This window comes from Kriegella aquimaris, from assembly GCF_900103215.1.
Lineage (GTDB): Bacteria > Bacteroidota > Bacteroidia > Flavobacteriales > Flavobacteriaceae > Kriegella > Kriegella aquimaris.
The window spans coordinates 1,185,793-1,199,544 of the sequence record NZ_FNGV01000001.1 but is presented as its reverse complement, the minus strand read 5'-3'; the positions used below and the strand labels follow the sequence as shown (position 1 = coordinate 1,199,544).

The 13,752-nt window shown below is 38.0% G+C and carries 6 protein-coding genes; 3 read left to right on the top strand and 3 right to left on the bottom strand.

What is annotated here, in order from left to right; translation table 11 throughout:
* Positions 1-1,236: BspA family leucine-rich repeat surface protein (locus BLS33_RS05045; RefSeq protein WP_143017572.1), on the bottom strand; the 1,236-nt coding region annotated here is incomplete at its 3' end.
* Between the two features lie 220 nt (positions 1,237-1,456).
* The gene (locus BLS33_RS05040; protein ID WP_089886044.1) at positions 1,457-2,644 is read right to left on the bottom strand and encodes a helix-turn-helix domain-containing protein; all 1,188 of its coding nucleotides are present in this window, start codon (positions 2,642-2,644) and stop codon (positions 1,457-1,459) included.
* 1,109 nt (positions 2,645-3,753) lie between these two features.
* Here BLS33_RS05040 and BLS33_RS05035 point away from each other — a divergent pair.
* On the top strand, positions 3,754-5,331 hold the full coding sequence (locus tag BLS33_RS05035; protein WP_089886042.1) for a sulfatase family protein: 1,578 nt from the start codon (positions 3,754-3,756) through the stop codon (positions 5,329-5,331).
* 45 nt (positions 5,332-5,376) lie between these two features.
* The gene (locus tag BLS33_RS05030; protein ID WP_176801325.1) at positions 5,377-6,189 is read left to right on the top strand and encodes a sialate O-acetylesterase; all 813 of its coding nucleotides are present in this window, start codon (positions 5,377-5,379) and stop codon (positions 6,187-6,189) included.
* Between the two features lie 91 nt (positions 6,190-6,280).
* On the opposite strand, the gene BLS33_RS05025 is transcribed toward BLS33_RS05030, so the two are convergent.
* A complete protein-coding gene (locus BLS33_RS05025; RefSeq protein WP_089886038.1) occupies positions 6,281-10,372 on the bottom strand; it encodes a hybrid sensor histidine kinase/response regulator transcription factor in 4,092 nt (1,363 codons plus the stop codon).
* Positions 10,373-10,695: 323 nt separating this feature from the next.
* On the opposite strand from BLS33_RS05025, the gene BLS33_RS05020 reads away from it, so the two are divergent.
* Positions 10,696-13,743 carry a SusC/RagA family TonB-linked outer membrane protein gene (locus BLS33_RS05020; protein WP_089886036.1) on the top strand — a complete coding sequence of 1,016 codons (3,048 nt, stop codon included), beginning with the start codon at positions 10,696-10,698 and terminating at the stop codon, positions 13,741-13,743.
* Positions 13,744-13,752 lie beyond the last annotated feature (9 nt).

Below are 13,752 nucleotides of genomic sequence, written 5' to 3'. Positions count from 1 at the left end.
TGTTGGAATGGTTATTTGATTATCGTTGGAAGCCCCCGTATTATCGGTTTTCCAGGTGGTAATGAAATAGCTGTTTTCCGGTACGGAACAATCCTCACCGTCATCATTAATTGTCCATGCAAAATCATCTATTATCTTTTGGCGGGCAGCGGCCCCTGAACAATAGTCGCTATTACCTCCATCAAATGTTACCCCGTTCTGCAAGCTTAATGCGGACCAGCCTTGTAACAAACTGTCATAATTCGAGGTAGACAAGCTTGCCCCAGTGAACATTTCGGTCATATTGTTCACGTTGCCAACATTCCAAGAACCTATATTTTGATCAAAGGCAGAGGCATGGTAAAACATTCCATCCATTCTAATTACACTACTTACATCCCAATTACTGATATTTTGATCAAAGGAAGAGGCATAAACAAACATAGACCGCATTTCGGTTACGCTGCCAACATCCCAAGTTCCGATGTCCTGGTTAAAATTTGATGCCCCAAGAAACATATTCACCATATCCGTAACACTGCTAACATTCCAGCTACCAATGGGCTGATTGAAAGTCGTTGCATAATAAAACATACCTTGCATACGAATGACATTGCTCACATTCCAACTACCTATATCTTGATTGAAAGCAGAATTTGCAAACATATTTACCATGGTGATTACATTACCAACATTCCAAGTACCAATATCTTGGTTAAAGTTTGTAGCATTATAGAACATACCGCTCATATCGGTCGCCTTGCTCACATCCCAAGAGCTTATATCCTCATTAAAGGTTGTCGCCTGACTAAACATACTGCTCATATCAGTTACTAAAGAAAGGTCTGGGACATCCAAAGCATTGAAAACAAAATTATTACAATAAGAAAAACTATTTCTCATAGAAGTCCATTGCTGTGTACCCCATTGTTCAACGGATAGCAATTTCTCATTGTCCTGCCCATAGGAAAATTCTAAATGTGGAAAATCTCCGCTGATTTTTACGGTATACGTACCGGCAGAGGCATAGGTATGGGTCGTAGAACCGGTATACACCGTGGCATCTGTTGTTCCATCGCCCCAGTCAACCGTATAGGCAAAAGAGCCCGTACCGGTGGGAATGGTTATTTGATTATCGTTGGAGGCCCCTGTATTATCGGTTTTCCAGGTGGTGATAAATTCTCCTTGGGCCATTATGCTGCCAAAACTCAGTAGGCATAATGCAAAAAATAGTAAATGAATGGTTCGTTTTTTCATAAAAGTAATTGATTTAACATTGTGGTTTTCGGGTTTCAATTTTGATGGTTTTTCCTACTTTGGTACAGCTGTATTTTACCTACAGTACTTTTTTAGAGCATCCAAAAAAAAACGCCCGGAAGGCGCAAATGGGATATTTTAGACCCCCAAACATGTGTTCAAATCGTATTTGAACACATGTTTTAAACTCTTTATCGAAAAAATTGGTGGTTACAGAATACTATAGCGTAGTGTCTTTATTTTCTGACAGGTAGTCGCTCAAGCTTTGCTCGGTAAGTTTTTTAAAGGTTTTGCTAAAGCTACTTCGACTGGCGAAACCGCATTCCCAAGCTAAGGCTTCGATAGTATTTGCCGACAAAAAACCGCCATCGATCAATTCTTTGGCCTTTAACATTCGTAGATGGTTTCTGTATTGGGAAAAACTGAGTCCGAAGCATTGATTTAAAAAGTAAGACAAGTGGTGTGTAGGAATTTCCAACGCGCGGGCACATGCGGTCAAATCAAAATCTTGGGCCAAAAACAAATTCCTTTGTTTCATAAGTTCCAGTTTCTTTTCTATTATTTGAATGTCAAGTCCAAATTTTGGTTCTTCCGAACTAGTTGGGGATTCTTCCCTTACACCGTTTTTATCCTTAGTCACCCCACTTGCCAGTGGAAAACCATAGAGTACAGAAGGAAAATAAACAGGTATAACGCCAATACCCAAAATGACCAAATAGAGTATACCGGTGATAATAACTGCCCCAGGCTGATCATAGAAACGAAACTGAAAAATATGTATGCCAAATATTCTTTCCAATCCAAAAACGAAAATCAGTAATGACATGGCCATTAGTGAGAAGAAAAAAAACAGTAACCATCTATTGAGGACAATTTTTAATTTCCCGGTAGAATCCAACTTTATAAAAAATCTTAGTTCGGGAAATAAAATAACCAGACAACTAAATTGCCATAAATGGCGAATCAAGTAATGTTGGTTTAAAGTCAACAAGCCATATTTCACCTGAAATCTAGTTTCTGGATGCAGTATAGCATTATGAACAATCTCATTATAAATAGAATTTGGTTTTGCGTAAAGTATAAATACATCTATACTACTTAACAAAAAAGGAACGAACAGAAGCAAATATTTCCATTTCCATCTAAATCCATCTTTGAAAATAGTTATAAAGTAAAAATAAATTGGAACTGAAATTAGAGCATAAAGAGGAAGTGGCCAAGCATAGAACCAGGGAAATCTGTCAAGGTGACCTGCTACTATAACATAGGTCTGTAAAGCATATATGGCAAAAATAAAATAGAAAGCGGCCAAGAATAAAGTAGAAGTTATGTTTACGGGCCTTCTATAAAATAAGAGGGTAATCAAAACAAAACCAAAAATGGCCGAAATCAGTAAGATAGTATTCAATCTACAAATAATTATATATTAAAAATAGATTTCCAAGGCTTGGAAAACCTATTTCACAAACTACATTGGAATATCTCAATCTAGTTACTTTTTTATAGTTTCCACGCCTTACTTATCCTGCCTGATTCTGGCAAAATCAAATACTATAGATGCTATGATAACCTTTTAACATATGTAATTTTTATTTCTTATTATTTTTACAATAATTAAGATTTCAGTGTAAAAAACAAAATTACGGTTATTAGCGAATTGAAGGGGCTAAAATACCCATAGAAAAGCAAAGATGAAACAATCAATGCTTAATTTTTGTAATAATTTTCTTCAAATTTAAGTAAAGCAATGAAAAACAGCTTACTGCTAATTATCTCTATATGAGGTTTTTGTTTTAAAAGAATCGAATCAACCTCGGTTTGCTTCTGGTACAACTAAGTTTTTTACGCTATCCTTTCCTTATTTCTTAACAAAAATTAATTTATTCTTTTTGTATTAGTAAGACTTCGAACAAGAGTATTCACACTTTTGGAATCTCAATTGAAGAACTCAAAAAATGAAAGATAGAAGAAAACTTGTGAATTGTATGCAAAATACCAATGCAAGCCTTATTATATAATTGGTCTCGATTCAAAAACAATCAAGGATCTGGAACTTTTTTTATTCTAAAAACTATGATTACTTCAAAAAACTGTTTGACCCCACCCCAGCTCAAAGGGTGATAAGAAACAATATTCACTTCAAGTTTTAAACTACTTCGTATGTTCTTGTCTATCTTGAAGCTCTTAATTTCATGCTAACATCGTATAGTGTATGGCTAATTATGTTGAGAATAAGAAGGCACTGAGCATGTATCTTTGTAAGCGGCAAGTCGCAATGCCTATGTCGGTTTTAAGGGAGTGAAAGTCGCAAATAGCGGTTTCCACCCAGTGGAGTTAATTGATAAGGCATCGAAGTATAATCCATGGCCGAAATTATCCTAATCGATAGAAAGTCACTGGATCGGGAAAGAAAGGGTAGTGGATAATACCTGAGAAGAAAATGATTTTCAATTGTCGATGTTGCGTTTTAGCAATTTCATTACAATAATCTGATTGTATAACCTTTAATTATTTTAAATGTCAAAAACGGGAATTTCCTTTAAAACGCTAAGCATTTGTCTTGTTTTTATTTTTGGCCTTTTTGCATGTAAAGATGCGAAGCAAACCGCCAAAGTCGAACAACCGCATCGTCCGAATATTATTTATATTATGACCGATGACCATGGGTATCAGGCCATCAGTGCCTACGGCGGTCAACTTAATGAAACTCCGAATATCGATAGAATTGCCGATGAGGGGTTGTTGTTTACACGAAGTTTTGTTACCAATTCAATATGTTCGCCGAGTAGGGCCGTAATGCTTACGGGTAAATTCTCTCATTTGAACGGGCAGCAAATCAATAGCCAGAAATTTGATGGCAGCCAGGTGACATTCCCCAAATTACTTCAAGGAGAAGGGTATCAAACCGCAATGATAGGAAAATGGCATTTGGGCAGTGATCCGACCGGTTTCGATTATTGGAATATTTTACCGGGACAGGGTGATTATTATAATCCCGATTTTATTGAAATGGGAATGAAGTCAACGGTAGAAGGGTATGTTACCAAGCTTATTACCCAATTTAGTTTAGATTGGTTAAAAAATAGGGATAAAGAAAAACCTTTTGCCATGTTGATGCATCATAAGGCTCCGCATAGGTGTTGGATGCCCGATACTGAATATTTAGAAAAGTATAATGACGTAAAATTTCCTCTTCCTGATAATTTTTACGACGATTACGAAAACCGAACAGCGGCCGCCCAGCAGAAAATGCATATCAAAGACTTTTGTCCGGTTAACGATTTAAAAATGTATGATAAGGAGGGAGAAATAGAGGGGAGGCTAAGAAAATATTTCGAAAAACAAATCAATCGAATGAACGCGACCCAACGTGCTGCCTGGGATAAGGCCTACGACAAGGAGATCAAATATTACAAAGAGGCAGGACTCACGGGCAAGGAATTGATGGAATGGCGTTATCAACGTTATCTTGAAGATTATTTGAGGTGTATTGCCTCTGTAGATGATAGTGTAGGGGAAATATTGGATTACCTAGAAGAAAATGGTCTTGCAGAGAATACTTTGGTCGTATACACCTCGGATCAGGGCTTTTATTTGGGAGAGCATGGTTGGTTCGACAAACGCTTTATGTATGAAGAATCTTTTCGTACCCCATTGCTAATGAAATTACCTTCAAAGTTCAAGAAGGCAACAGTAGAACAATTGGTTCAAAATATTGATTATGCGCCTACTTTTCTTGATTTGGCCGGTGCGCAAATACCCGAAGCAATGCAAGGGAAATCATTGGTGCCCCTTTTAGAAGAGGAGGGTAATGCCGAATGGCGTGATGCGCTGTATTATCATTATTACGAGTATCCGGGTCCACATTCGGTAAAAAGGCATTACGGGGTTCGAACGGATCGCTATAAGCTAATTCATTTTTATAACGATATAGACCAATGGGAGCTATATGACCTTAAAGAAGATCCGACGGAAGTAGAAAATATTTATGGCGAAGCAGACTACGCACAAATAGCGGCACAATTGCATGTTAAGCTAAATGAATTAAGGGAGCAATATAAAGACACTGCGAAATTAGAGACTAAAACGAAGTAACAAAGGAACATTTTTAGTATGCAACGTTTTTTCAATTTAGTTTATATGAGCACCAAAAAATTGCAGCATATTCTATACCTATTTGCTATTGCAACTATAGTCTGCAATGCCCAGGGAAAGGAAACGCGGCCGGTAAAAATATTTATCCTCGGTGGTCAATCGAATATGGATGGTTGTGGTTTGGCTGAAGAACTTCCTGAAGCATATGCAAAGCCCCCCGAGAATAGCATGACTTGGGACAACAAGAAAAATGAATGGACGAGCCTGGGTACGGACTCTTTTGCCGAAAGAAGGGAATTCAAGTTTGGTCCTGAAATCGCGTTTGCCAAAGTGTTGGCCAAAAAATTCCCTGACCATACCATTGCTATTGTGAAGACTTCTGGGGGAGGTACGAAACTATGGAAACATTGGCTTCCCGATCAACCGATGTACATCAGATTTTTTAAAAATTTTGAGAATGCAATTGAAAGTTTAGAAACGAAAGGAACTCCCTTTGAAATATCTGGAATGCTTTGGATGCAAGGAGAGTCGGATGCTGAATTTCTCGATTGGGCAAATGCCTATGAAGACAATCTTAAAGTACTTTTTGAGGCTGTTAGGTTACAAACGGGAAAAAAGGAACTTACTATTGTGATGGGAAGAATTTCTATAGGTCTTTTGCGAAAAACGCCTTGGAATTTTGATTTTACCCCAGTTGTTCAAGAAGCCCAGGACATCGTGTCGAGCCAAGATAAAAATGTTTATATCATCAACACCGATAAACTAAAAACATTAAAAGACAATACACATTTCAATACAGAAGCCCAGATTTGGTTGGGTAAAAAGATGGGAAAAATAATGCTCAAGGCTTTGAAATAGATGAAAATCTGGAAGCACCGCCAGCAAAAAGCCAATCCGCATATTCGGATTGGCTTTTTTTATCGAATTAAATAAGTTTTTCTTTTGAATTTTAGCCGTCCTTCGTTGAAAACTGCTTTACATATTTTGTCGGGCTCGTACCAAACTCCTTCGCAAAACATTTGCTGAAATATTTTTGATTGTTAAAACCGGTCATATAGGCCACTTCTGAAATATACATCTTATTTTTTTTCAACAATTGGGCGGCTCTTTTAAGGCGTATTTTTTTGATAAAGTTTACCGGTGTTTCTCCGTTTATCACCTGAAGTTTTCGATATAGATTTGCCCTGCTCATCCCGACTTCCGAGGCTAGATATTCGACGCTCAGCAAACTATCATCCATTGAATTTTCAATAATTTGTATCAGTTTCTTTATGAACCGTTCCTCATTCGAGTCTATTTCGATATCGGTCGGTTCTGCAGTAATAATTTTACTATACTTGGCTTTAAGCTCCTTTCGTGAGAGTAGGGCGTTTATTACCTTCCATTTTACGAATTCAAGGCTGAATGGTTTTTCAATATAGTCGTCGGCTCCTAAACTTAGACACTTAATTTTTGTTTCCTCAGAACTTTTAGCGGTCAACATAAAAATAGGAATTGTTTTGGTCTCTTCGTTTTCTTTTAAACGTTTTAGCATAGAGATTCCATCTTCAATAGGCATAAGTATATCACAGACAACTAATTGAGGCTTTTCTTCGATGCATGATTGATACCCTTCGGCACCATTGGCTGCCTCAAAGACATTAAAATCTTTTTTCAATTCATCTTTGACCATTGACCTTAAGTCCTCGTTATCTTCTACAATCAATACTTTGGGCTTTTCGCTGTTTATTATGTTCGATTCGGTGTCAAATGTAGAAGCTACTTCTTCAATGACCTGAAATTCGGAATTATGAATGTAACTTTTGGTAAGTGGTTTTCCCGTATTTGTTCGTTCCTTCTTATGATATGCGTTTTTGTTGATCGGAAGATAAAAGGTAAACTCGGTGAACACATTTTCTTCGCTTTCGACCCTTATGGCACCGTGATGTCTTTCTACAAGTTTGTGTACCAGTTCCATGCCTATGCCTGTACCGGGTATTTGATTACTGTATTTCTTTGTTGCTTGGTAATAGCGATCGAATATGTGGCCTAGGTCCTCTTTCGGAATACCAATCCCATTATCTTTAACGCTACATTTGATATAAGTGTTCTTTTTCAACTGCATTGACCCCATGGAGTCATCATTTTCATCCGCAAATTCTAAAGAGACCGTAATCTTCCCTTGTTTTGGGGTATATTTAAAAGCATTGGATAAGAGATTAAAGAGTATTTTCTCTAAAATATCAACATCGTACCAGCCTTTGATAAGTTCTTCTTTAGACAAGAAATTATATTCTATATCGTAAATTTTGGCAAAATCATTGAATGCATTTTTTATAATGCTAATGTCTTTTACAATATTGTTTTTCGATATGTGTAGCTTAAATTTACCTTCATCAAATTTTCTGATATCCATAATTTGATTGATTAACCTGTGCATTCTTAAGGTGTTGTTGTAAATGCGTTGGGAGGTAATCGGGTTTAATGTAAATTTCTTTTCTTTTACGACTTTTTCTATAGTACCTAGAATAAGGGATAGGGGTGTGCGCAGTTCATGTGATATATCCGTAAAAAACACCATTTTCATTCGGTTCATCTCATTGTCTTTTTCACGACTTACGGTCTCGGCAACCAACTTTTTCTTCAATTTGTACCAGCGTTGAACTAATAACGTCGCTATGTAGATACAAACGGCTAAGAATAGGAAATACATGAAGTAGGCGAGGTTGCTTCTCCAATACGGAGGGATGATTTCAAAACCAAATGCTGTGGGTGTTGTACTCCACACTCCATCACTATTAGAGCTTTTTACCTTGAAGGTATATTTACCAGGGGGCAAATTATTGTAATTCGCATTTCTATTAGAGGCTTTAGTATAATGCCACGAATCATTAATACCTTCAAGCATGTAGGCATACTCATTTTTGGAGGGTGCGGTAAAATCTAGTGACGAAAACTCAATAGCGATGTTATTTTTGTTATATGGTAATTGTTTGTGCTCATCATTTATGAATTCATTTGTCGAACGTTGGTTTTCTGCATACTGTCCGTCTGGTTGATCACTTAGAATGGTGAAATTTGTTATGATTGTCTCGGGCGCCTGAAACGCTTTTTTGTAATTTTTTGCATGTACGGTATAAAAGCCACCAGGACAACCAAAATATAAAGTACCGTCTATATCGCTGGTGTAGGAGTTGAACATGAAATAACTTTCGGTTACACCGTCTTCCATACCAAAATTGACAAATTTTTCTTCTTTTTTATCAAAGCGCGAAATACCATTTCGCGTACTGATCCATAAATTTCCCGATTGGTCTTTTTCAATACTTGAAACGGTTGTTGATATTAACCCCTGTTTTTTTCCAAAGCTTTTTATGGTATGCTCTTGGCCGTCATATAAATTTAGTCCACCGCCTCTTGTGCCGATCCAGATATCGCCACCTTCGGTTTCCAGTAAACTTAAAATTGCATTGGAAGACAAACCCCTTTCAATATCGGGGTTGAAAATCTTTATTTCTTCCTCAATAAGGTTAATCTTATATAGACCATCACCTCTAGTTCCGATCCATATATTCTGAGATTTATCTAAATGCATCACAGAAACATTTTTACCTAAAAGAAGCGAAATCGCCTTATTTTTAAAATCGGAAATATTTTTAGTTGAACCAACAATGTCTATTCCTCCACCCCAAAGACCGACCCAAATTTCATTATTGTTAAGGGTCACAATATCCCTTAAACTTTTGTGAAAGCGCTTTATGGTGTCAAATTCGATAGGGTCTTTACCACTTCTGTAGTTCTTTGAGGTTAGAAGAAGTTCGCCAACCCCCACTAAAATTTCTTTTTGCTCGAAGTCTTTTTTTACAAAGCAATGTGTTTCTTCCGTTGCCAACAATAAAGTATTGGTATTTGATACGAGGTTGTACCGGTACAAGCCGTTTTTGTTCAACGTAAGTAGCATTTCCTCGCTATTTTCCTTGAGCAAAGATTGTGCAAACGAATTGTTCAAAGTCTCGTCGACAGCGGTGTATTCGAAGATTGAATTCCGGCCGATGTGTTTTTTTATGTCCTTATTAGTTGCAATCCACAGGTTGTTGTAACTATCTATGGCAGTAGAATTGATCTTGTTCTCGACGGAACCCCTTTTCTTGGTATTGGCATTGCCCACTGCTTCAAACTTATAAAGGTTGTCTTCCCGAGTTCCTTTATAGAGGCCAAGTTGATTGCCGACCCATAATGTTCCAGATTCTTTTTCAATTGATATGGAGGTGAATTCCGGACGGATTGTCCCATTTTTTGTGAAACTTGTATATGTTTCCAATATTTCTAATTGAAAATCACCTTTTCTATAACCCAATACGAAAATGCCTTCATTTGTTGCCGCAATAAAAGTGTTGTTTTCAGATATGACCAAGAGTGCTGTGTCTGAAAGAAACCCCGTCTCATTTAGGGTATTCGCTTTGTCTAACACTAAAATGCCTTTTGGGCTGGCAAACCATTTTCTGCCGAAGATGTCTTCACAAAAATGATTTATTCGTTTGTCCTTGGCCCAAATGCTATTTTTCTGTTTGTAATTAAATTGTGTTTCAAACCCTATGTTTTCCTCCTTTTCGTCGGGTATTACTTTTACGATTCCCGTATTCCGCAAATTGACCCATATCGTGCCATCCAAAGATTTTCCAAGAATTTTACTGGTATTGTTTTTATAGTATCCTTTAAAACTATTGGATTGGCGATTGTAGTAAATCAGATAGCTTTCACTTCCGATCCACAAATTCCCTTGATCATCTTCGACAATAGAGTTGATGCTATTATTAGGGATCGATTTTTCATCGAAAACATCATATCGGTTCTCTACCAACGAATGGCCGTCATACCTATAAAGACCGCTATCGGTACCTAGCCATAGAAACCCCAAATGATCTTCAAAAACAACATTGGTTTTCTTACTGAAGGGAATACCGTCAATATTGAGTGAATAGAAATAGGTGGTACCTTCTTTTTGGGCCAAACAGCTAAACTGAAAAACCAATAGTAATAAAAAGACAGGTATCTGTTTCATGGGGGTAAACTTTGAATAGAGTGAATTAGAGCCCTTTATAAATGGATTTTAAGTCTCGTAAAATTGAGATTTAAAGATAAAGCAAGGCTTTTTTTGCGAATAATCAATAAAAATAAGGGTCAATATGTCAAATTGAGGGTGTTAAATGTTGCTGATAAGGGGGGTATATGTTGCAGTCGTGTTACCTGAAGTCAATGAAACAGGGAGATGCAACATATGGATACCTAAATGAGATTTCTCGGTTGCAATAGCGGTCTATATTTACAAAGTTCCGTGTGCAGTTCAACGATACGGATATAATAACTTAACTAACATTGACTATTATGAATTTAAAAAGAATTTTATTGCTACTACTGTTCTTCGGTATGGTCTCGCTACAAGCACAGCAAGACTTGACCGGAACCATTACCGATGAGTCGGGGCAGCCTCTTCCGGGGGTAAATGTCTTGGTGAAGGGTACTACTACCGGTACCGTTGCCGATTTTGACGGAAATTATTCAATAAATGCCGCCACAGGAGGCGTATTGGAGTTCAGCTACTTGGGCTTCATTACTAAAAGTGTTCAGGTAGGGAATGCGACTACTATTAATGTTGTACTACAAGAAGATGTTTCTCAATTAGATGAGGTTGTCGTTATTGGTTATGGTACTTCTACTAAAAAAGATCTTGTGTCTTCAGTTGCTTCCATTAAATCTGATGTTTTAGAGAACCAGCCGGTGGCAAGGGTAGACCAAGCTTTGCAAGGCCGCGCCACTGGGGTTGAGGTCACTTCGAACAATGGAACACCTGGTACGGGTGCTACCATTCGTATTAGAGGTAATAGCTCGATCAACGGTAATAACGATCCATTGTATGTGATCGATGGTTTTATCGCGGGTACAGGTTTTAACTTGAATACAATTAATGTAAACGATATTGCATCCATTGAAATATTAAAAGATGCGACAGCCCTTTCGATTTACGGAACAAGGGGTGCCTCTGGTGTTATTTTGATTACGACCAAAAATGGTAAAGGAATGGCCCCTGGAAAACCTGTAATTGCCGTTAATCATTATTATAGCCTACAGGAAACTGCAAATCGAATCAATATTCTAGGTGGGCAAGATTTTATCGACTACAAAAATGAATCGTATCAGTTCGTACCTGGACCGGATGGTTTTGGGCTAACCGACACTTCTTTGCCATTCGTTTTGGATCCTGAGAATACGACAACAACAGATTGGCTAGATGTAGTAGAGCAGCCTGGTGCTATTTCCAATACCGATGTTTCGATAACAGGAAATTCTGAAAATGCCAATTATTTTATTTCGGGAAACTATTTCAATCAAAAGGGACTGTTAAGGGGGTCTGGCCTAGAAAGGGTAAACTTTCGAACCAATCTTGATATCAGGGTTACCGATAGGTTTAAAGCTGGTATTCGAGCTAACATGACGCATTATAAAATTGAGAATAATAAGGTTAATTATGGGAATATCGTTAGTTCTGTGCTGCCTATTCGCCCAATTTATCTTGAAGATGGTAGCTTTTCGTTTGAAAATCCGATCAGTGCCGGATTGGAACGTAATCCCGAAGCCGATATCCAACACCGCGTAGATCATGATTTGGTCACACAGCTTATCACCAATGCCTATATAGATTATGAGATAGCAAAGAACCTTTCCTTCAAGTCTACCTTCGGCGCCCAGTTGAACTATTTAAAGCAAAATAATTACTTGCCCGGTATACTGCCTGAACGTGTGACTGGGGGGTATGGTAGAATTAATACAAGATTTACGAAAAGCATATTGAATGAGAATACACTGAATTATAACTTGGATTTAGACGATCATTCCTTAAAAATCTTAGGCGGTTTTACCTGGCAGAAAGACAATAACGAAAGTACGTCTGCCGAAGCCGATAATTTTCCGAACGATGTGGTATCGTTCAACAATCTGGCATTAGGGGATTCTGAAACAGCAACGGTTGGTTCTGGCTACGGACAAAGAACCTTGACTTCCTTTTTAGGTCGTGTCAACTACGGATACAAAAGCAAATATTTGCTAACCTTGGTTGGTCGGTACGATGGGTCTTCCGTGTTTGAGACGGGCAATAAATATGCATTTTTCCCATCTATCGGGGCGGCTTGGAACGTTGACGAGGAAGATTTCATAGCTGATTCCGATGTAATAAACAGATTTAAGATCAGAGGTAGTTATGGTATTGTAGGAGAACAAGGTGTTGCCGCATACAATTCCATTGCAACCTACGCCAATACAGCAACCGTATTTAATGGTTCTTTGGTAAACGGAGTACTTGTTGGTCAAGTGCCTAGTAGTGGTTTGACATGGGAAACAACCAAGCAGTTGGATGTAGGTCTCGAACTGGGCTTTTTCAACAATAGGATATCCTTTGAAGCCGATTATTATAAGAAGACCACGGACGACTTATTGCTTGCGGTTGCATTGTCTGGGCAGGTAGGGGCAAACTCAACTACGCAATTACAGAATTTAGGATCTGTTGAAAATAGGGGTTTTGAATTCGGCTTGAATACCATCAATGTACAAAACGATAACTTTACTTGGGAGTCGAACCTCAGTATATCATCTAACAAAAGTGAGATATTGGAGCTAGATGATCAAGAGTATATCTCTTTACAATCTACAGGAAACCAGGGAGGTAATTCTGCACGGTTGATTGTCGGTGAAGCCCTGCCAACTTTTGTAGGGGCGAGATATTTGGGTACCTATAAAACTGCCGATGAAATTATTGCCGACGGAAGGGAAGGAAGGTCATTTATTGGAGGACCTCGATACGAAGATGTCAATGGCGATTCAAACATTAATGACGAAGACTTTCAGGTGCTTGGTAGTCCGGTACCCGATTTTTACGGGGGCTTTAGAAACACCTTTACCTATAAAAATCTTTCATTGGATGTGTTTTTTCATGGCAGTTATGGTGCCGAAATCTGGAACGTGCGAACACAGACAGCATACTATGGTAGGGGCGAACAAAATGTGGACCCTATCGTATTGCAACGTTGGATAGCTGGGGTTAATGAAACTTCCGATATTCCTAGAGCAGGACCTTCGAACAGTCTATTTAACGTAAATAGTGATTTGAATATAGAAGATGGGTCTTATTTGCGATTGAAAACGATGACCTTGAATTATGATATTCCTATGGAAGCAAAAGGGCTCGGAAACGTATTCAGTGCAATGAATGTATATGTTACCGGAACAAATCTTTTACTCTTTTCCGACTTTACATTGGGTGATCCAGAAGTAAATAATTTTACTGATGGAAGTGGTCTTGGCTCTGTTTCTCAGGGGTTTGCATCAGGGCAATATCCTTATGCTAAAACAATAACCTTAGGTGTAAAAGTAGAATTTTAAAAAAAATCG